This window comes from Stenotrophomonas sp. YJH_SMC_20 (assembly GCF_059367845.1).
This window is the reverse complement of the sequence record NZ_JCAFRG010000005.1, coordinates 48795-68938: the sequence shown is the minus strand read 5'-3', so window position 1 is coordinate 68938 and position 20144 is coordinate 48795. Positions and strand designations below refer to the sequence as shown.

Here is a 20144-nt window from a genome sequence, read left to right as displayed (position 1 = left end):
CAACCGCAAGGCACCTTCCATGATCTATTTCCACGACATCGACCCCATCGCCCTCTCGCTGGGGCCGATCAAGGTGCATTGGTACGGCATCATGTACCTGCTGGGCTTCACCGCTGCCTGGCTGCTGGGACGCACGCGCATCGCCGCCGGTCGCCTGCCGGGCGTCGACGCCAACGGCTTCTCCGACCTGCTGTTCTACGCCATGCTCGGCGTGGTGCTGGGCGGGCGCATCGGCTACATGCTGTTCTACGCGCTGGGCGATTTCCTGCACAACCCGCTGCTGCTGTTCAAAGTATGGGATGGCGGCATGAGCTTCCACGGCGGCCTGCTGGGCGTGCTGGGCGCCTGCTGGTGGTGGTCGCGCAAGCACCGCCTGCACTTCTTCGACACCATGGATTTCATGGCGCCGCTGGTGCCGCTGGGCCTGGGTTTTGGTCGCATCGGCAACTTCATCGGCGCCGAGCTGTGGGGCAAGTACACCGACGGTACCTGGGGCGTGGTGTTCCCGTCGGGCCTGCCGGCGCCGCTGAACCAGCTCGACCACGCCACCTTGCAGGCGCAGTTCGCCACCGGCGCGCTGAACCAGTTCGCGCGCCATCCCTCGCAGCTGTATGAAGCGCTGCTGGAAGGCCTGGTGATGTTCGTGGTGCTGTGGACGGTCTCGGCCAGGCCGCGCCACCGCTACCTGGTCGGCGGCCTGTTCGCGCTGATGTACGGCCTGTTCCGCTTCGCCGTCGAATTCGTACGCATGCCCGACAACGGCGTCTACGTGGCTTTCGACTGGCTGACCCGCGGCCAGATCCTCAGCCTGCCGCTGATCGCCTTCGGCCTGGTGCTGCTGGTGATGTCGCGCCGCGCACCCGTGCTGCAGCCGCAACCGGTGATGGCTGCGGAGGGCAAGGCATGAAGGCCTACCTGGATCTGCTTGCGCATGTGCTGGAACATGGCGCGGAGAAGAGTGATCGTACCGGCACAGGCACCCGCAGCGTGTTCGGCTGGCAGATGCGTTTCGACCTCAACAAAGGCTTCCCGCTGGTCACCACCAAGAAGCTGCACCTGCGCTCGATCATCCACGAGCTGCTGTGGTTCCTGAAGGGCGATACCAACATCGGCTACCTGAAGGACAACCAGGTACGCATCTGGGACGAGTGGGCCGACGAGAACGGCGATCTCGGCCCGGTCTACGGCAAGCAGTGGCGCAGCTGGGCCACCGCCGATGGCCGCGAGATCGACCAGATGCAGTGGCTGGTGGACGAGATCAAGCGCAACCCCGATTCGCGCCGGCTGGTGGTCAGCGCCTGGAACGTGGGCGAGCTTTCGCAGATGGCGCTGATGCCGTGCCACAACCTGTTCCAGTTCTACGTGGTGGACGGCAAGCTCAGCTGCCAGCTCTACCAGCGCAGCGGCGACATCTTCCTCGGCGTGCCGTTCAACATCGCCAGCTATGCGCTGCTGACCCACATGGTGGCGCAGGCCACCGGCCTGGGAGTGGGCGACTTCGTGCACACGCTGGGTGACGCGCACCTGTACTCGAACCACTTCGAGCAGGCCCGCGAGCAGCTGGCGCGCGAACCGCGCGCGCTGCCCAAGCTGTGGTTGAACCCGGAGGTGACCGACCTGTTCGGCTTCCGGTTCGACGACATCCGCATCGACGGTTACGATCCGCACCCGGCCATCAAGGCGCCGGTGGCGGTGTGAGTGCCATGAAGCTGTCGATGATCGTGGCGCTGGACCGCAACCGTGGCATCGGCCAGGGCAATGCCATGCCCTGGCACCTGCCGGATGATTTCAAGCACTTCAAGGCGCTCACCCTGGGCAAGCCGATCCTGATGGGGCGCAAGACGGCCGAGTCGATCGGCCGCGTACTGCCGGGGCGCACCAACCTGGTGCTGACCCGCAGCGGCCAGGTGCCGTTCGCGGGCATGCGCGCGGTGGCGTCGCTGGACGAGGCCAAGGCGATTGCCGAAGGCGAGGGCGCCCGCGAGCTGTGCATCATCGGCGGCGGCGAGATCTTCCACCAGCTGCTGGACCAAGCCAGCGACCTGTACCTGACCTGGGTCGATGCTGAAGTGCCTGCCGATACCCATTTCCCCGAAGTCGACATGCGGGACTGGCGGGAAGTCAGCAGCGAGCCGCACCCGGCCGACGAACGCCACGTCTACGCGTTCCGCTTCGTGCATTACGTGCGCCGCTGATCGCGCAAATACCAACGAAAACACCGACGGGGATATCGACGGGGTAGAGTCGACTGTTAGTCGACTGCTCTCGGCGGCCCCCCGAAAAACCCGCGCTGCGCGCGATAGTCGACTGACAGTCGACTCTGCCTGGGCTGTCGCTACGGCATCCGGTAATGCCCGATGATGGCGTGCTGGAACCGCGGGTCCTCTTCGCGCGTGCTGCGCCCAGCGGCGAAGACGCGCAACGGCTGCGATGGACCGTGGGCGGTGCTTCCACCGCCGGTGGTGGCCGGGCCCGGAGTGGGCAGCGGCACCCGTCCATGGTGCCGGGAACGATCAGGTCACGCCTGCGGCGGGGCCCCGTTGTTGCCAGGGCCTGCGGAGCCGCCCCCACCGCCGCCACGGCGACGACGACGGCGCGGGCCACGGTTGCCCGGGTTGGCGGCCGCGGCGTTGGCCCCGCCCGGATCCCTGCCCTGCGCCGATGCAGCCGGGCGCTCGCGTGCTGGTCGCGCTGGCGTGCGTGCGTTGGGCACGGGTGCGGGGACATCGCGGCCCGGCACCTGCACCACGCGCAGTTCATCGGTATCGAGCTGGATCGCGGTCAGCTTGCCGCCCCAGACTGCGCCGGTGTCGATGGCATGCACGCCTTGGGTGATGGTCAGGCCCAGCGCCGACCAGTGGCCGCAGACGATCTTCAGGTCGCGCTCGACCCGGCCTGGCACTTCGAACCAAGGGTACAGTCCCTGTTCCTGCGTGCCCGGCGTGCCCTTGTCCTCGATGCCGATGCGCCCGCGCGGGGTGCAGTAGCGCATGCGGGTGAGCACATTGATGATCGCCCGTGAACGGTCGTAGCCGGACAGGTTCGGCGCCCAGCTCGGCTTGTCGCCGTACATGTTGCGGAACAGCTTGCGGTAGCCGGCACCGTGCAGTTGCGCCTCGACCTCGGCGGCATGCTTTTCGGCCATCTGCGTGGTCCACTTCGGCGCCAGGCCGGCGTGCACCATCATCCAGCCCAGCTCGCGGTCCACGTGCACCAGCTTCTGCAGGCGCAGCCAGTCCAGCAGTTCGTCGCGGTCCTCGGCCTGCACGATGCGCAGCAGGTCCGGGTTGACCTTGCGCTGTTCCTCTTCGGTGCGTGCACCGACGGCCAGCAGCGAAAGGTCATGGTTGCCCAGCACCACCACGCTGTGCTCGCGCAGCGAATGCACCAGCCGCAGCGTTTCCAGCGACTGGCCACCGCGGTTGACCAGGTCGCCGCAGAACCACAGGGTGTCCTGCGCCGGGTCGAAGCGGATCTTCTCCAGCAGGCGCTGGGTGACGTCGTAGCAGCCCTGCAGGTCGCCGATCGCCCACACACTCATCGTTCGGCCTCCGTGTCAGTGCAGGGTACGCGGGATGGCCAGCACGAAAGGTGCGACCGGCGCGGCGAATTCGGTGCCGTCGTCGGCGACCATGTCGTAGTGGCCCTGCATGGTCCCGTGATCGGTCCCCAGCATGACACCGGACGTGTAATGGAAGTCTTCACCGGGACGCAGGCGCGGCTGCTCGCCGATCACCCCGTCGCCATCGACATGCTCGACGCGGCCATTGGCATCGGTGATGCGCCAGTGGCGTGCAACCAGGCGCGCGGCAACACGGCCCTGGTTGTGGATGCGGATCGTGTAGGCGAACGCATAGCGCCCGTCTTCCGGCGCGGATTGGTCGTCGAGGAAGCGCGGTGCGACTTCGACGGAAATGGCGTAAACGTCAGCGTCTTCCATACCGGCAGTGTAATCAGGAGGCATTGGCCAAAGCGATGAATTCAGCCACATCCAGCTGTTCGGCGCGGGCATCGGGGCGCACGCCGGCGGCGACGAACTGCTCGGCCGTCACGACGTTGTTGAGCGCATTGCGCAGGGTCTTGCGGCGCTGCCCGAAGGCGGCCTTGACCACCTCGGCGAAACGGGCGTGGTCGTTGATGTTGATCGAGGCCGGGTCACGCGGCACCAGCCGTACCACGGCCGAATCGACCTTCGGCGGCGGCCGGAACGCGCCCGGCGGCACCACGAACAGCGAGGTCACCTGGCAATAGGCCTGCAGCATCACGCTGAGGCGGCCGTACACCTTGCTGCCGGGGCCGGCGGCCATGCGGTCGACCACTTCCTTCTGCAGCATGAAGTGCATGTCGCGGATCACCGCGGCATGTTCCAGTGCATGGAACAGGATCGGCGAGGAGATGTTGTAGGGCAGGTTGCCGACCAGGCGGATCGGCTGGCCGGCAGCCAGCTCGGTGAAGTCCACGCGCAGCACGTCGCGGTGGACGATGGTCAGCTCGCCCAGCGGCTCGGCGGCGGCGGTCAGCGGCGCGATCAGGTCGCGGTCGAACTCGATCACCGTCAGTTTCGGATGCACGCGCAGCAGCGGCAGGGTGATCGCGCCCTGGCCGGGACCGATCTCGACCAGGCGATCGCCTTCTTTCGGGTTGACCGCCATCACGATCTTGTCGATGTAGTGGCGATCGGCCAGGAAATGCTGGCCAAGCTGCTTCTTGGCCGGTGCGGTGAACACCGGGCCGGAGGGGGAATGCGGGGAATTCATGCGCTCAGTGTACGTTGCCGCGCAAGCTGCGCACACAGCGTCGTTGCCGCCTGCAGGCTGGAAGGATCGGCAATGCCGCGGCCGGCCAGGTCCAGCGCGGTGCCATGGTCTACCGCCACGCGCGGGTAGGGCAGGCCCAGGGTCAGGTTCACCGCCTGCTCGAAACCGGAGTACTTCAGCACCGGCAGCCCCTGGTCGTGGTACATCGCCAGCACGGTGTCGAAACCGGCCAGCTTGGCCGGCAGGAACGCGGTATCGGCCGGCAGCGGCCCGACCAGGTCCATGCCCTCCGCGCGCAGGCGCTGCAGCAGCGGGATGACCAGGTCCAGTTCCTCGCGGCCCAGATGGCCGTCTTCGCCGGCGTGCGGGTTCAGGCCGAGCACGGCGATGCGTGGCGCGGGCAGGCCGAACTCGCGGCACAGCGCGGCGTGCACGGTGCGAAGGGTGTGTTCCAGGCTGGGCGCGGTGATCGCATCGGCCACCTCGCGCAGCGGCAGGTGGGTGGTGGCCAGGGCCACGCGCACGATGGGGTTGGCCAGCATCATCACCACCTTCACCCCGGCCTGGTCGGCCAGCAGTTCGGTGGTGCCACTGTAGGCGATGCCTCCTTCGTTGATGACCGCCTTGTGCACCGGGCCGGTGACCACGCCGTGCAGTTCGCCGGACAGGCAGGCCTGGCCGGCAGCGAGCAGGGCGCCGATGACGGCCCCGGCATTGGCCGGGTCGGCCTGGCCGAAGTGGCTGGGCATGGCATTGGCCACCGCGCGCACACGCAGGTCGCCCGGGGCGCGGGCTTCGGCGTCCTCGGGCAGCAGCTGCAGGGGCAGGTTCAGTGCGACGGCGGCCGCGCGCAGGGTATCCGGGTCGGCGAAGGCCAGCAGCCGGCAATCTTCACGCGGCTGCTGGACGAGGCGGACACACAGCTCCGGGCCGATCCCGGCGGGCTCGCCCGGTACCAGAGCGAGCTCGGGGCGCATCGGTCAGGACTGCGGCGGCGTGGCGGTATTTTCCGCGCGGTCCCCGCTGCGGAAGCTGACATAGGCTTCGCCACGCAGTTCCTGCAGGAAGCGGTTGTACTCGTCTTCCAGCTTGCGGCGGCCAATGGTCTCGCGGATCTGGGCGCGCTGGTTGTCGTTGGTCACGTCGGTCTGGCGGGTGGCCACGCGCTGCACGATGTGCCAACCGGCATCGGTGCGGAACGGCTGGCTGACGCCGCCGTCCTGGATGCCGGCCACCTGCTGGCCGAACGCCGGACCGAACGCGTCGACCGGGAACCAGCCCAGATCGCCGCCCTGGCCCTTGCTGTTGTTGTCCTCGGAGGATTCCTTGGCCACGGTTTCGAAATCCGCGCCGCCGGCGATGCGGGCGCGCAGGGTATCGATCTTGGCCTTGGCGGCAGCGTCGGTCTGGTGATCGTCCACGCGCACCAGGATGTGGCGGCCGTGGTATTCGGTGACCGTGTGCGCGCCACCGCTGGCGGCGCTGGCATCACGCACTTCCACCAGCTTCAGCAACTGGAAGCCGCTGGGGCCGCGGATCGGGCCGACCACTTCGCCGGGCTTCATCTTTTCCATCAGCTGGGCAAAGGCCTGCGGGATTTCATCCAGGCTGCGCCAGCCCAGATCGCCGCCTTCCAGCGCGTTCGGGCTGTCCGAATAACGCACGGCGGCAGCGTTGAAGTCCAGCTCACCCTTGTCCAGCAGGGCCTTCACGCCCTCGGCCTTCTTCTGGCCGGTGGCGATCTGGTCGGCGTTGGAGCCGTCGGGCAGGGCGATCAGGATGTGTGCCAGGTGGTACTGGTTGCCCACCGTGGCCTGCTGCTTCAGCGCGGCGTCCACTTCACCCTCGCTGACGCTGATGCGGCTCTGCGCGAAGCTCTGGCGCAGGCGCTGCACAGTGATTTCATCGCGCACCGAAGCACGGAAATCGTTGAAATCGATGCCGTCGTGGGCCAGGCGCTGGCGCAGTGCATCCAGGTCCGAGCCGTTCTGCTGGGCGATGGCATTCATCGCCTGGTTCAGCTCCTGGTCGCTGACGCGGATGCCGCTGCCCTGGGCGCGGGCGACCTGCAGCTTGACCAGCACCAGTCGCTCGAGCACCTGGCGGCTGAGCACGTCTTCCGGCGGCAGCTGGTTTTCACGGCCGGCGTACTGCGCCTTGATGTTGGCGATCGCACGCTGGAGCTCGCTCTGCAGGATCACGTCCTCGTCGACGACGGCGGCGATGCGGTCCAACGGCTGCGCCTCCTGCGCGAGCACCTGCAGGGGGGCGGACACGCTGGACACCGCCAGCAGGGAGGCGAGAAGAACGGGGAAGCGCTTGGTCATGGGATCTGATTCGGATCGTAGTCATCGCGGGTCACCCCGGTGTTGCTGGGCGGCACGAGATAGAGGTCGTCGCGGTTGTAGCCGAGGATAGCACGGCGCAGGGTGCGGTCCGTGTCCTGGCCGATGGAGCTCAGGCCCTTCAGGACGAACTCCACCTGGATGGAATTGTTCATCTCGCCCTCGCGATTGCGGACGTAGCGGCGGCCGACCACGCGCACGGCCAGGCAGCAGCTGTCCCACTGCACGCCGCCGATGATTTCCAGCGGCTCCTTGTCCTGCAGCGAGTAGTAATAGCGACCGACCAGGCTCCAGCGCGCATTCAGCGGGTACAGGAACGACAGGTCAGCCTGCTCCAGCAGGGTGCGGTCATGCTTGTTGGCCGTCGCCGGGGCGCCGGCGTTGATGCGGTAGCGGTAGCTCAGGTTGATCACGCCATCGTTGGGCATCAGGTAGCGGGCGCGGACGCTGGCCAGATCCTCGCGCTTGTACTTCGGGTCCCACTGGTAGGTGGCGCCCAGGGTCCAGCGGTCGTTGATCATGTAGTTGCCGTCGGCGATCCACGCCGACTTGCCCTTCTCCACCGGCGCGCCGCCCGGCGTGACGGTCACCCGCGACTCGTCGAAGTACTGGATCTGGCCGATCGAGGCCGAGAACCGCTCCTTGCCGGTGGTCTGGTCGATGAAACGGGTACTCAGTGCCAGGGTCAGCTGGTTGGCATCGTTCTGGCGGTCGGCGCCGGTGTAGCGCGAATCGCGGAACAGCTGGCCCCAGCTGAAGGTGAAGTCACGGGTGTCGAAGATCGGCAGTTCGTCCTGGTTGCGGTACGGCGTGCGCAGGTAGAACAGGCGCGGCTCCAGCGTCTGCAGGAAGGACTTGCCGCGGATGCTGGTCTCGCGGTCGAAGAACAGGCCGGCGTCGATGCTGCCGATCGGCAGGCTGCGGCTGGGCGAGGTGTTGCCGCGCAGCTGTTCCGGGGTGGCGGTGGTCGGGTCCACGCCCTCCGAGGCCAGAACGGTGCTGCGTATCCTGTCGGCCAGGCCCCGGTCCAACTGGTAGGCCGTGTAGCGGTACGCCAGGGTGGGCGTGATGTACCAGGCCGCGCCGCTGATGGGGAAGGAAACGTACGGCTTGACGTCAAGGCGGGAGCCGCCATAGGCGCGCACGGTCTGGCCGGTGCGGGTGTATTGCAGGTCCGGGCCCGCATCGGCACCGTACTTGAGGTTCACGTCGTCGTGGGTGAACCTCACCGCTTCGGCGTACAGGCCGGTTTCCAGCCATGGCCGCATCGGCTTGTTCCAGTTGAAATACACCCGCGGCTGGCGGTTGTAGGGCAGGGCATTCTCGTCAAGCGTGTAGTCGGTCAGCTGCCAGCGGTCGGCCATGATGCCGGCCGTCCAGTTCGTGCCCGTACCGTACAGGCCAATGGTGCTCTGCAGGTTGGAGGCGGTCACCCCCACCAGGCGGTTGGCGAAGTCCTCGACATAGCGCTCGTCGCTGACCCAGGCCAGGTTGGCGCGGGCCTGCCAGTGGCTGTTCACGTTGTGGTAGCCGTCGAACATCACCCGGCCGCGGTCGCGGTCGCGCAGCCTGTCGTTGGGCATGTAGCTGGTCAGCACCTCGCCACGGCCGCCGTTGTAGAGGTAGCGGAACTCGTTGTCGAGCAGCAGGCCGCGCCGGCTCATGTAGCGCGGGGTCAACGTGTCGTCGTAGTTCGGCGCCAGATTGAAGTAGATCGGCTGTGCGTAGTCGAATCCGTTGCGCCCGGACATGCCCAGCTGCGGGAACAGCAGGCCGGTCTTGCGGCGGTCATCGATCGGGAACTTGAAGTACGGCGCCCACAGCACCGGCACCTTGCCGATCCGCAGCACGGCGTTGCGGGCGGTGCCGAAGCCCTCGTCGTTGTCCACTTCGATCTGCGGCGCCGACAGCTTCCACACCGGCTGTGACGGGTCGCAGGTGGTGTAGGTGGAGCGGTGCATCTGGCCGACCGCGCCCTGCAGGTCGACCGACTCGGCATCGCCGTTGCCGCGGCGCGACACCAGCTGGTACTTGATGTCGGTGATCTTGTGGGTGTCGCTTTCCTGGTTGCCTTCGGCGCGCTTGGCGACCATCCGGATCGACCCGTCCTGGTAGCGGACATTGCCGTCGGCGATGTAGTTGCCGGTCTCGGTGTCGAAACTGAGCTTGTCGGTACCGACGAACTGGTCGCCCCGGCGCAGCGCCACGTTGCCCTCGTACTGCGGCACGGTGGTGGTACCCAGCAGCTGGTCGCCTTCGATGTCGGTCGGCTGGTTCTCGCGGGCGGCCGCAGCGGCAGCCTTGTCCTGGCCCGGGACCGGCGTGGGGGCGTCGGTGAACGCGGGAATGACGTCGGTGGCCGGGCACAGGCCCCAGTTGAGCGGCTTATCATCAGCCATTGCCGGAAGGCTGATGGCGATGCTCAGAGGCAGGGGAAGCAGGCGGAGGGCTCGGCGCACGCGGTTCGGATTCGGGCGAAAACGGACGGTAGCTTGCCCCATCCCTTGCATAGGGGCAATGAAGGACGCCGGAGCCTGCCGGTTCGGGTTCATCCGGCGGAGGTGCCGGCGGATGGCGTAAGCAGGGCCTGGACATGGGCCACGCTGCACTCGGCCAGGGCCTGCAGGTCATAGCCGCCCTCCAGCATCGACACCACCCGGCCAGCCGCGTGGCGGCGTGCCAGCGCGTGCAGCTCACCGGTGATCCAGGCGAAATCGTCGGTCTCCAGCATCAGATCCGCCTGTGGATCACGCAGGTGGGCATCGAAGCCGGCCGAGATCAGCAGCAGCTGCGGGCGGAAGTCGTCGATGGCCGGCAGCATCTCGTCGGCCCAGACGTTGCGGAAGCGGAAGCCGCCGCTTCCCGGCGGCAGCAGGATGTTCATCAGGTTGCCGGCACCGCGGTCGCGGCGCAGGCCGGAATTGGGGAACAGCCCGGCCTGGTGGGTGCTGTAGTACGAAACCCGGGCGTCATGCTGGAAGATGTCCTGGGTGCCATTGCCGTGGTGCACGTCGAAATCGACCACCGCGATCCGTTCCAGGCCATGGCGGTCGCGGGCATGGGCGGCGGCGATGGCGATGTTGTTCAGCAGGCAGAAGCCCATGGCGGTGCTGCTGGTGGCGTGGTGGCCCGGTGGGCGTACCGCGCAGAAGGCCAGAGGGTCCTCGCCCAGCATCACCGCATCGACTGCGGCGACGCCGGCACCGGCGGCGTGCACGGCGGCGCTGGCCGAGCCCGGCGAGGTCCAGGTGTCCATGTCCAGCTGGCGCAGCGGTGCGGTCTGCGGCTGCAGCACGAAGTCGAGCAGGGCGCTGTCGTGGACCCGGGTCAGTTCGCCGAACTTCGCCGGCGGCGCCTCGCGCCAGTCCAGCTGGCCGGGGAAGGCGGTGTGCAGCGCGTCCAGCACCTGCTGCAGCCGTTGCGGGCATTCGGGATGGCCGGGACCGGGGTCATGCAGCAGGCAGGACGGGTGGGAATAGACCAGCATCGTGCCGACTCAGCGCTGGCGCTGCTGTGGCTGCCACAGCGCTTCGCCATGGCCGTCGGCGCGGGCCAGCACCCGGGCCAGCACGAACAGCAGGTCCGACAGCCGGTTGAGGTATTGCAGCGCCTCGCTGCGGACGGCCTCGTGGCGGGCCAGGGTGACCGTCTCGCGCTCGGCGCGGCGGACGATGGTGCGGGCCAGATGGCAGCGCGCGGCAGCTTCGCCGCCGGCCGGCAGGATGAATTCCTTCAGCATCGGGAGGTTGGCGTTGTAATGGTCCAGCTGCTGCTCCAAGGCCGAGACGTCGGCGGCATGGATCGCGGCGTGGCCGGGAATGCACAGCTCGGCGCCCAGATCGAACAGCTGGTGCTGCAGATGCACCACCAGCGCGCGTACATCCTCGGGCAGGGGCGCGGCCAGCAGCAGGCCGAGCGCGGCGTTGGCCTCGTCGACGGTACCGAAGGACGCCACGCGGGCGTCATCCTTGGCCACGCGTTGGCCGTCGCCAAGGCCGGTACTGCCGTCGTCGCCGGTGCGGGTGTAAATGCGCGAGAGGCGATGACCCATGGCGCGCGGCTCAGTGGCGGATGTCGCGGCGGGCCTGCTGGAGCTTCAACACCTGCTCCACGGCCAGCTGCAGGGCAGCGGCCAGCGCCACATAGATCGCCGTAGTGCGCAGGTAGGGCCCGAACCACTGCGCGTAGTTCTGTGCCCAGCCGGCCAGCGTCGGCTCGGCCACGTTACGGCTGGTCCAGTAGAAGCCGCCCTGCGCCAGCAGGTGGCAGATCGCCACCGACGCGACCAGCAGCAGCGCACCCTTGGCCAGCACCGGCCAGCGTGCGCCCTGGTAGTTGCGGCCCAGCAGCATGCCGCCGGCCCACAGCGAGAAGTACGCCGGCAGCAGCAGCCAGTAACCCGGCGACACGCAGTAGTGCTGCCAGAAATCCAGGCCGCTGCTGCGGATCACGATCCAGTCCACCAGCACGGCGAACACCATCAGCAGCGGAAACGCCCAGCGTGTCCACGTGGCCAGATAGAAGCCACCGATGAAGAACACCGCCCAGGAGGCATCCGGAATGGCCGCGAAGTGGTTGACCCGGGTCGCCGCCAGCAACAGCACGAGGACGGACAGGACGAAGGCGCGGTTGGCGGTGGCGGACATGGCAGCGGGCCCGGAGCGGATTCAGGTTTCATTCTAGCCCGCCGCGCCGGTTGGCGCAGGCGCCGCTTGTTCGGCGTACAGTCGGGGCGAGCGCGTATCATGAACACATGAGTGAACGACATGACGTGCTGATCGTCGGTGGTGGCCTGGTGGGTGCCAGCCTGGCCATCGCCCTGGACCGGCTGGGCCGCGACGTGGGCCTGCTCGAGGCCAGCCCGGCCGGCGAGCTGCCTGCGGTGTTCGACCAGCGCAATCTCAGTTTCGCCGCTGCCACCGTCAATGCGCTGACCGCGCTGGGGGTGATGCAGAAGCTGGCGATGGCACCGGGCCCGATCCGGCGCATCCATGTCAGTCGTGCCGGCGATTTCGGCCGTGTGCAGCTCGAAGCGGCCGATTACGACCGGCCGTGGTTCGGCCAGGTGGTGGTCGCGCGCGATTTCGGCCAGGCGCTGGAAGCGCGGCTTCAGGAGCTGCCGCGCCTGCGCCGTTATCGGCCGATGCGGTTCCTGGGACTGGGCGAGGTGGTGGACGGCTACCGCCAGGTGCGGGTGGCTGACGAGGCGGGTGAACGCGTGCTGCTGGCACGTCTGGTGGTGGGCGCCGATGGCACCACCAGCGGCGTGCGTGGCGCGCTGGGCATCGAGGTCGACCGCCATGATTTCCAGCAGACCCTGTTCGTCGCCCGCGTGCGCAGCCAGCGTGCGCCGGATGGCACGGCCTGGGAGCGCTTCACCGATACCGGCCCGACCGCCCTGCTGCCGCGCGGTGACCGCCACTTCGGCACCGTGCATGGCGTGGCCCGCGATCAGGCCGATGCGGTGATGGCGCTGGACGATGCGGCCTGGCTGCAGCGCCTGCAGGACGCGATCGGCTGGCGTGCCGGCCGCCTGCTCGAATCCGGTCCACGCAGCGCTTATCCGCTCATCCAGGTGCTGGCGCGCGCATTGGCCGGTGAACGCACGGTGCTGCTGGGCAATGCCGCGCAGACCATCCATCCGCTGGGTGCGCAGGGCTTCAACCTGGGCCTGCGCGATGCGCTGACCCTGGCCGAACTGCTGGAGAATGCGCATGAGGATGCCGGCAGTGATGCATTGCTGCAGGCCTATGTTGCACGCCGCGAGGAAGACCGCCGGCAGACGGTGGCGTTCTCCGGCGGCCTGGCACGGCTGACCAGCAACCCGGCGCCACTGATGCGGCCGCTGCGCAGCCTCGGTCTGGTGGCCGCACAACGCGCCTCGGTGCAGTCGATGCTGGTCGGTGGTGCGATGGGCTTCCGTGGCGAAGTACCGCGGCTGTGCCGTGGAGAAACCGCATGAGCCGCCGCGCGCGCCTGGATGTGGCCATCGTCGGCGGTGGCGTGGTCGGTGCCGCGTGCGCGCTGGCGCTGGCCGATGCCGGCCTGTCGGTGGCGTTGGTGGAAGGTCGTGAGCCCGCGCCGTGGCAGGTTGCGCAACCGGACCTGCGCGTGTTCGCCTTTGCCGCCGACAACGTGCAGCTGTTGAACCGCCTCGGCGTGTGGCCGGCGATCGCCCAGGCCCGTGCCTGGCCCTACCGGCGTATGCAGGTGTGGGATGCGGCCGGTGGCGAAGATCTGCTGTTCGATGCCGATCGCTTCGGCCGTCGCGAACTGGGCTACATCGTCGAGAACGGCCTGCTGCAGGACCGCCTGTGGGCGGCGCTGCCGGCGGCGGGCGTGCAGCTGCACTGCCCGGCACGGGTGGAAGCACTGGAGCAGGACGAGGATGGCGTGCGCCTGCGCCTGGATGACGGTCGCCGCCTGGAAGCGGCGTTGGCGGTGGCCGCCGACGGTGCCGAATCGACCCTGCGCCAGCTGGCCGGGATCGAGGTTGAAAAGCATGACTACCACCAGCGTGGCGTGGTGGCCTACGTGGACAGCGATCTTTCCAACCAGGCCACGGCCTGGCAGCGTTTCCTGCCGGGCGGGCCGCTGGCGCTGCTGCCGGTGGCCGAGCGCCGCAGCTCCATCGTCTGGACCCTGCCCGAGGATGAAGCGGCTCGCGTGCTGGCGTTGGACGAGGACAGCTTCAACCGCGAACTGACCCGCGCCTTCGCGGCGCGCCTGGGCGAACTGCGTCTGGCCTCGCCGCGTGCGGCGTTCCCGCTGCGCCGCCAGCTGGCCCGTCACTATGTCGCCGGCCGCGTGCTGGCGCTGGGCGATGCCGCACATGTGGTGCATCCGCTGGCCGGGCAGGGCGTGAACCTGGGGTTGCGCGATGTCGCTGCCCTGCAGCAGTGGCTGGTGCCGTCGGCCGAGCGCCGCGGCCAGCCGCGGCTGTCGCCGCAGCGCCTGCAGCGCTGGGCACGCGAACGGCGCAGCGACAACCACATCGCCGCCTACAGCTTCGATGCGATCAACCGCCTGTTCTCCAACGACGAAATGCACCTGACTCTGGCCCGGGGCCGTGCGCTGGGCTGCGTCGGCCGATGGCCGCCGCTGGTGCAGGCGTTCTGGAAGCGCGCCGCCGGGGTCTGAAGCAAAAAGGGGACGGAGGGGATTAAGTCGTTTGTGCACATACGACTTAATCCCCTCCGTCCCCTTTTTCAATCCACCAGCCAGCCGGCCAGGTCGGTGCGGTCCAGCTTGCCGCGGTGCCTGCGGTCCAGCGAATTGAATTCGTCGGCCAGCGCCGGGTTGGCCTGTGCTTCCTCGCGGCTGATGAAACCATCGCCGTTCACATCCAGCGCGGCGAAGTGGATGCGGTACTGGCCGACCACGCTGCTCGGTTCCAGCGAACGCACGGTCACCTGTGCCTCGCCGGCCGGTCGTGCAATCTCGACGCTGCCGCTGACCCGGCCAGCATCCAGCGGTTGCTGGCGGATCGCGCCGCCGGTGGGGCCCAGCGGCTGGCTCTGCGCAGGGGGGGGCGGCAGCTGCTGGGCAATGGCAGGTGCGGCGGCCAGCAGGGTGATCAACATGGTGAGCGAGTGGTATCGCATGGTTCCCTTCCTCGGTAGCGCCGGGCCCATGCCCGGCGGGCATGTTCCTCAGCGCAGCGGCGAGGCCAATACCGTGATCTCCTCACGGTCGTGATAGAGCTGCTTGGCGCGTACCACCAGCGGCTTGCCGGCCTGGTCCTGGAACAGGTCCAGGCACAGGCGGGTTTCGTCCCAGCGCTTCTTCATCGGCAGCTTCAGATTGAAGATGGCGTGCCTGCACCAGCCTTCGCGGAACCAGGTGGCCATGCGTTCGGCCACGCGGCGCGGCTGCTCGACCATGTCGCAGACCATCCAGTCCAGCGGCTGTTCGGGGTGCCAGTGGAAACCATCGGCGCGCAGGTGCTCGACCAGACCGGTGTCCAGCACGTGCTGGCGCAGCGGGCCGTTGTCGATGCTCAGCACGTGCATGTGCTGGCGGGTCAGTACCCAGGTCCAGCCGCCGGGGGCGGCGCCCAGGTCGGCCGCACGCATGCCGGGCTTGGCCAGTGCTTCGCGTTCTTCCGGCGTCAGCAGGGTCAGCAGTGCTTCGTCCAGCTTCAGTGCCGAACGCGAAGGCGCCTCGGGCAGCAGCTTCAGGCGCGGGATGCCCAGTGCCCACGGCGCGCTGTCGGCCGGGTCGGCCACGCAGACGAAGGCATGGGTGCCGTCGACGAACACCACGTGCAGGCGCGGCAGGCGGTTGTTTGGCTTATCAGTGAGCTTGCCGGCCTTGCGCAGCGCCGGGCGCAGTGCATTGCCGAAGGCTCGCGCCAGCCCGGACAGTGGCTTGCCAGCGTCCGAATCGGGGTGCTCCACCCACAGGTCGCCGAAGCGCGGCGCATCGGCCAGCACCTCCAGCATCGGGGTGATGCGATCGCTCGGGTCCAGCTGCGGCAGCTCGGCCAGCACGACCAGCTTCTGCCGCGCGAAGATCAGTTCTCGCCAGCGCAGGCGTGGCGCCAGTGCTGCAGCGTCGTCGCACATGAAAAGCACATAGCCGTCATTGCGCTGGGTGCGCGCATAGCCAGCGAAACCGGCTTCACCGGCGCGGAACTGCAGCTCGCCGGCCAGCTCGGGTTCAAAGCCCTGCCGGCACAGGCACAGCAGGCCGATGCCGGTCTCAGTAACGGGCGCCATCGCTTTCCCCATAGGTTCGCAGCACGCTGCGCGCGGCGTCGCGGTCCAAGCCCTGCACCACTTCGATGCCACGCTTGTTGAGCTCGCCGACCCAGTCGGCCGGCAGCGGGCCTTCATCGAACGGGGTCAGTTCCTCGACGTCGGCCGCACTGGCACCGATCAGCAGGCGGTCGATGCCGGCCCACACGGTAGCGCCATAGCACTGGCAGCATGGCTGCGAACTGGTGGCCAGGGTGACCGGCGACAGCACCGCGTTCAGGCGCGGGGTCTGCAGGCGCTGCTGGGCCAGCATGTAGGCCATGTTCTCGGCGTGCGCCAGCGAAGTCGCGTGCGGCATCACCCGGTTCACGCCAGCGGCGATGACCTTGTCGTCCGGGCCGAACACCACCGCACCGAACGGGCCGCCACTGGCGTGCTCGACGTTCAGCCGCGACAGCTCGATCGCCAGCGCGACCTTGGCCTCGTCGCCCGGATATCGACGATCCAGGTCGATCTGGTCGTGGATCCAGGCGGGAAGGGTCAGGTGGACTTGCGCGTACAGCATCGCGGGGGTGCCTCGTGTGGGATGGAAAAAAGTGCGGTTGCTTGGGGAACCGGCGCGCAGTGTAGCCGCACCGGCCTGTATCGGGTGTGGGCGTGGGTCAGCCTGGCGAGCCGGTGCGGACCACCACGTACTGCTTGCGGAATTCCAGCCCTGCCTGCGGCCAGCTGGCCGCGTAGGCGCGCAGCAGGGGCAGGGCGGCGGCGAAGTCGTGGCCGTTGACCCGGCAATCAGCCTCGCACAGGCCATCGGCATCGCGCGAGGCGAACAGGCGGATGGCCAGGAAAGAACGCGTCTTCAGCAGCGCATCGAATGCATCGATGCTGCGCGTGAACAGGCAGCAGGGGCAGGAGCCATGATCGTCTTCGCTGCGGGGGCCGGTGTCCATCTCATGCTCGCGGTAATGCGCCAGTGGACCGAGCACCACGGTGCGTTCGAGTTCCTGGCCGTCAGCGCCGGCCGGATAGGTCAGGCCCATCATCGGCAGGCCCTGCGCGTCTTGGGCGCCGATCGCGGTCTGCAGGGTCACCAGGTCCACCCGGGCCCAGGCCTGGAAGCCGGACAACAGCGATGCCTGCTCATCGGCACCATTTGCGTGCTGGTACTCGAACAGGCCATCGGCGAACAACTGCGGATGCTGGCTTTCAATGACGGTGGAGGTCTGCCAACCACCGTTGTCGCGCGCGTGTGCGGCCATTGCATGCGGGGTCAGGCGCAGGCCGCTGTCCAGCAGCAGCGCGTTGCCGTCGACGCGGCTGGCGGTGCCGGCGTCCTGAAGGACCTGCTGCAGCAGCGGGAGGAGGGCAGCGGAGGTCGTGGTCATGTCAGGCCTGTCGGTGGATGGGGTGGAACATCCAGGCAGGGCCTGGAAAATCTAATGGTCGAGCGCGTCGAGGTCGGCGCGATATCGCTGCGCGTCGGGCTGCTGCTGCGGATCGTTGCCGTGGTCGCGCAGCCAGGTTTCCAGCTCGCGGCGATAGTCCGCGCGGAAATCGGCATTGCCGGGGCTGAAATGCAGCTTGCGCGCCGCCACTTCCACGCGCTCGCGCGCGCTGGCACGGGCCTGGGCGATGCCGTGCGGGGATTCGTTGGTGAGGATGACGAAGTTGCGTGGGAAGCCCGGCGTGTACTTGACCACGAACGGCTGGTCGCGCGCCGGGATGCGGATGGCGTTTTCCAGCGGCCACAGCGAAGCGGTGTTGGTGTAGAACACCACGTCCACGTCGCGGCCCTCGGCGGTATGCAGCACCCCTTCGTAGCGCCAGATGTACTGTTCGTTGAGCGTGGAACTGGTTCGCTCGGCCTTGACGATCACCGCTTCACCACGCTCGCCCACCACGTTGAGGAAGGTGGCGTTGAGGAAGTGGCCGAGGAACATGTTGAGCATCGCCAGCGGGAACACCACGATGGCGTAGCCCGGAAAGCGCCGCCACCACGAGACCAGTCCGGCCAGCACCATCGCTGCAAAGAACGTCAGCAGCGGATGCTGCGAGATGAACCAGAACAGGACGGAGAGGGCGGTGATCATTGTCGATGGCGTGCGGGCGCCATGCTGGCGCCCGCGCAGGTCCTCAGGCCGACCAGGTATCGCGCAGGGTCACGCTGCGGTTGAACACCGGCTTGGCTTCGGTGTGGTCGCGGCGGTCGGCGACGAAGTAGCCGGTACGTTCGAACTGGAACGACTGCTCCGGTGCGGCGCTGGCCGCGGCCGGCTCGACATAGCCGGTGACGGTGCGGCGCGATTCCGGATTGAGGTAATCGCGGTAGGTCTTGCCTTCCGAGTCATCATCCGGGTTCGGCACCGAGAACAGGCGGTCGTACAGGCGGATCTCGGCCGGCACGCCATGCACGGCGCTGACCCAGTGGATGGTGCCCTTGACCTTGCGGTTGGCGCCTTCCATGCCCGGACGCGATTCCGGATCCAGCCAGCCGCGCAGCTCGGTGATGGTGCCATCGGCATCCTTGATCACTTCGTCGCAGCGGATGATGCCGGCGCCGCGCAGGCGCACTTCGCCACCCGGCACCAGGCGCTTCCAGCCCTTCGGCGGCACTTCGGCGAAGTCCTCGCGGTCGATCCACACCTCGCGTGCGAACGGCACTTCGCGGCTGCCGAAGCTCTCGTCCTTCGGGTGGTTGCTGAAGGTCAGCAGCTCTTCGTGGCCTTCCGGCAGGTTGGTCAGCACCAGCTTGACCGGATCGACCACCGCCATGCGGCGTGGGGCGGCGCTGTCGAGGTCCTCGCGCAGTGCGCCTTCCAGCACGCTGAAGTCGATCAGCGAATTCTGCTTGCTGATGCCTACGCGCTCGGCAAACAGGCGCATTGCAGACGGGGTATAACCACGGCGGCGCAGGCCCTGCAAGGTCGGCATGCGCGGGTCGTCCCAGCCGTCCACCAGCTGTTCGGTGACCAGCGCCATCAGCTTGCGCTTGCTCATCACCGTGTAGTTGATGTTCAGGCGCGAGAACTCGATCTGGCGCGGCTTGGCAGCTTCGCGCGGCAGGCCGGCATCGACCAGCGGCTGGGTCAGCGCATCGTCATGGGCGAAATCGACGTTGTCCACGCACCAGTCGTACAGCGGGCGGTGGTCTTCGAACTCCAGCGTGCACAGCGAGTGGGTGATGCCCTCGATCGAATCACCCAGCGCGTGGGCGAAGTCGTACATCGGGTAGATCGGCCACGCGCTGCCGGTGTTCTGGTGCTCGACGTGCTTGATGCGGTACAGCGCCGGATCGCGCAGGTTGATGTTGCCGCTGGCCATGTCGATCTTCGCGCGCAGGGTGCGTGCGCCATCCGGGAATTCACCGGCGCGCATGCGGCGGAACAGGTCGAGGTTCTCCTCGACGCTGCGGTCGCGCCACGGCGACGGGCGGCCCGGCTCGGTGAGAGTGCCGCGGTAGGCGCGCACTTCCTCGGCCGACAGGTCGCAGACATAGGCCTTGCCCTGTTCGATCAGCTTCTCGGCGGCCAGGTAATAGGCCTGGAAGTAGTCCGAAGCATGGCGCAGCTCGTTCCACTCGAAGCCCAGCCAGCGCACGTCGTCCTGGATCGCGGCCACGTACTCCGGATCTTCCTTGGCCGGGTTGGTGTCGTCGAAGCGCAGGTTGCAGACGCCGCTGAATTCGCCGGCGATGCCGAAGTTCAGGCAGATCGACTTGGCATGGCCGATGTGCAGGTAGCCGTTCGGTTCCGGCGGGAAGCGGGTCTTGATCGCCTGGTGCTTTCCGCTGGCCAGGTCCTCGCGCACGATCTGGCGGATGAAATCGCGCTTTTCGTGGCTGTCGGCGGGGGTCTCGGGGCTGGCGGGTGTGTGCTCGGACATGAGTCGGCGAAAAGAAAGGCAGAAAGACCAACAGTCTAGCGCGTACCGGGCAGAACTGCCGGGGTTGCCGGCCAGCGGCCGGCACTACCAGGCGTCTTCCGGTAGTGCCGGCCGCTGGCCGGCAACTCTCGGATCCCGCCCTCTCCACCATTCAGCCCCCAGGCGTATGCTGGACCCTTGTCCCGAGGAGCCGCCGCATGCACATCGTGTACAAGGCCGACAATCTGTTCGACGCCCATCTGGTCAAGCACGCCCTGGAAGACGCCGGTATCCCCGCGTTTGTGTTCGGAGAGCAGTTGCTGGGCGGGATGGGCGAGCTGCCGCTGTTTGGCGTGTTGCGGGTCGGCATCCCCGATGCGGCGCGGCCGCAGGCCGAGGACATCGTAGCGGCGCTGGACTTGGGCCAGGCCCCGTCCGACCCCATTTCCGATGCAGACGACATTGCCGGCCTTCCGGCGTAG

The 20144-nt window shown here is 67.9% G+C and carries 21 protein-coding genes; 6 read left to right on the top strand and 15 right to left on the bottom strand.

Annotation, left to right across the window (positions count from 1 at the left end; genetic code table 11):
* Positions 1-19: 19 nt before the first annotated feature.
* The 3 genes from lgt to AC5P6A_RS10570 are packed head-to-tail and all read left to right on the top strand — an operon-like array spanning position 20 to position 2195.
* On the top strand, positions 20-907 hold the full coding sequence (lgt, locus tag AC5P6A_RS10580) for a prolipoprotein diacylglyceryl transferase (RefSeq protein ID WP_134732206.1): 888 nt from the start codon (positions 20-22) through the stop codon (positions 905-907).
* Entirely contained in the window at positions 904-1698 is a 795-nt protein-coding gene (locus AC5P6A_RS10575) for a thymidylate synthase (RefSeq protein WP_021203184.1), read from the top strand. The genes lgt and AC5P6A_RS10575 overlap by 4 nt, the downstream gene beginning before the upstream one ends.
* A gap of 5 nt (positions 1699-1703) precedes the next feature.
* A complete protein-coding gene (locus AC5P6A_RS10570; protein WP_111102387.1) occupies positions 1704-2195 on the top strand; it encodes a dihydrofolate reductase in 492 nt (163 codons plus the stop codon).
* A gap of 323 nt (positions 2196-2518) precedes the next feature.
* Here AC5P6A_RS10570 and AC5P6A_RS10565 read toward each other — a convergent pair whose 3' ends face one another.
* The 9 genes from AC5P6A_RS10565 to AC5P6A_RS10525 form a co-directional block, all read right to left on the bottom strand.
* A complete protein-coding gene (locus AC5P6A_RS10565; protein ID WP_346714916.1) occupies positions 2519-3541 on the bottom strand; it encodes a symmetrical bis(5'-nucleosyl)-tetraphosphatase in 1023 nt (340 codons plus the stop codon).
* A gap of 15 nt (positions 3542-3556) precedes the next feature.
* Positions 3557-3940, bottom strand: a complete 384-nt coding sequence (gene apaG / locus AC5P6A_RS10560; RefSeq protein ID WP_005412297.1) for a Co2+/Mg2+ efflux facilitator ApaG/CorD — start codon at positions 3938-3940, stop codon at positions 3557-3559.
* A gap of 13 nt (positions 3941-3953) precedes the next feature.
* Positions 3954-4757: a 16S rRNA (adenine(1518)-N(6)/adenine(1519)-N(6))-dimethyltransferase RsmA gene (rsmA, locus tag AC5P6A_RS10555; protein ID WP_021203187.1), complete on the bottom strand. Its 804-nt coding sequence runs from the start codon at positions 4755-4757 to the stop codon at positions 3954-3956.
* On the bottom strand, positions 4754-5734 hold the full coding sequence (gene pdxA, locus AC5P6A_RS10550; RefSeq protein WP_019661120.1) for a 4-hydroxythreonine-4-phosphate dehydrogenase PdxA: 981 nt from the start codon (positions 5732-5734) through the stop codon (positions 4754-4756). The genes rsmA and pdxA overlap by 4 nt, the downstream gene beginning before the upstream one ends.
* Positions 5735-5737: 3 nt before the next feature.
* Positions 5738-7084, bottom strand: coding sequence for a peptidylprolyl isomerase (locus AC5P6A_RS10545; RefSeq protein WP_019338102.1), 1347 nt, complete (start codon positions 7082-7084; stop codon positions 5738-5740).
* Positions 7081-9561 carry an LPS-assembly protein LptD gene (gene lptD, locus AC5P6A_RS10540; protein ID WP_495222310.1) on the bottom strand — a complete coding sequence of 827 codons (2481 nt, stop codon included), beginning with the start codon at positions 9559-9561 and terminating at the stop codon, positions 7081-7083. Before lptD ends, AC5P6A_RS10545 begins: the two co-directional genes overlap by 4 nt.
* Positions 9562-9650: 89 nt before the next feature.
* Positions 9651-10589, bottom strand: coding sequence for a histone deacetylase family protein (locus AC5P6A_RS10535; RefSeq protein WP_019661122.1), 939 nt, complete (start codon positions 10587-10589; stop codon positions 9651-9653).
* Between the two features lie 9 nt (positions 10590-10598).
* Entirely contained in the window at positions 10599-11153 is a 555-nt protein-coding gene (locus tag AC5P6A_RS10530) for a cob(I)yrinic acid a,c-diamide adenosyltransferase (protein ID WP_019661123.1), read from the bottom strand.
* A 10-nt stretch (positions 11154-11163) separates the two neighbouring features.
* The gene (locus AC5P6A_RS10525) at positions 11164-11748 is read right to left on the bottom strand and encodes a hypothetical protein (protein ID WP_019661124.1); all 585 of its coding nucleotides are present in this window, start codon (positions 11746-11748) and stop codon (positions 11164-11166) included.
* A 107-nt stretch (positions 11749-11855) separates the two neighbouring features.
* Here AC5P6A_RS10525 and ubiH point away from each other — a divergent pair, with 107 nt between their 5' ends.
* Both ubiH and AC5P6A_RS10515 read left to right on the top strand, forming a co-directional pair.
* Positions 11856-13064 (top strand): 2-octaprenyl-6-methoxyphenyl hydroxylase, encoded by a 1209-nt coding sequence (gene ubiH, locus AC5P6A_RS10520; protein ID WP_019661125.1) that lies wholly within the window; start codon positions 11856-11858, stop codon positions 13062-13064.
* Positions 13061-14242 (top strand): UbiH/UbiF family hydroxylase, encoded by a 1182-nt coding sequence (locus tag AC5P6A_RS10515; protein ID WP_346714914.1) that lies wholly within the window; start codon positions 13061-13063, stop codon positions 14240-14242. The genes ubiH and AC5P6A_RS10515 overlap by 4 nt, the downstream gene beginning before the upstream one ends.
* 68 nt (positions 14243-14310) lie before the next feature.
* On the opposite strand, the gene AC5P6A_RS10510 is transcribed toward AC5P6A_RS10515, so the two are convergent.
* From AC5P6A_RS10510 to AC5P6A_RS10485, 6 genes are all read right to left on the bottom strand, one after another.
* A complete protein-coding gene (locus tag AC5P6A_RS10510; protein WP_346714913.1) occupies positions 14311-14706 on the bottom strand; it encodes an EF-hand domain-containing protein in 396 nt (131 codons plus the stop codon).
* Positions 14707-14754: 48 nt separating this feature from the next.
* A complete protein-coding gene (rlmM, locus tag AC5P6A_RS10505; protein ID WP_019661128.1) occupies positions 14755-15822 on the bottom strand; it encodes a 23S rRNA (cytidine(2498)-2'-O)-methyltransferase RlmM in 1068 nt (355 codons plus the stop codon).
* Positions 15806-16366, bottom strand: coding sequence for a nucleoside deaminase (locus tag AC5P6A_RS10500; protein WP_019661129.1), 561 nt, complete (start codon positions 16364-16366; stop codon positions 15806-15808). The genes rlmM and AC5P6A_RS10500 overlap by 17 nt, the downstream gene beginning before the upstream one ends.
* 97 nt (positions 16367-16463) lie before the next feature.
* Entirely contained in the window at positions 16464-17186 is a 723-nt protein-coding gene (locus AC5P6A_RS10495; RefSeq protein WP_021203194.1) for a DUF6348 family protein, read from the bottom strand.
* A 51-nt stretch (positions 17187-17237) separates the two neighbouring features.
* Positions 17238-17891, bottom strand: a complete 654-nt coding sequence (locus AC5P6A_RS10490; protein WP_346714912.1) for a hypothetical protein — start codon at positions 17889-17891, stop codon at positions 17238-17240.
* A 43-nt stretch (positions 17892-17934) separates the two neighbouring features.
* Entirely contained in the window at positions 17935-19683 is a 1749-nt protein-coding gene (locus tag AC5P6A_RS10485) for a glutamine--tRNA ligase/YqeY domain fusion protein (protein ID WP_111102383.1), read from the bottom strand.
* A 197-nt stretch (positions 19684-19880) separates the two neighbouring features.
* On the opposite strand from AC5P6A_RS10485, the gene AC5P6A_RS10480 reads away from it, so the two are divergent.
* Positions 19881-20144 carry a putative signal transducing protein gene (locus tag AC5P6A_RS10480; RefSeq protein ID WP_005415362.1) on the top strand — a complete coding sequence of 88 codons (264 nt, stop codon included), beginning with the start codon at positions 19881-19883 and terminating at the stop codon, positions 20142-20144.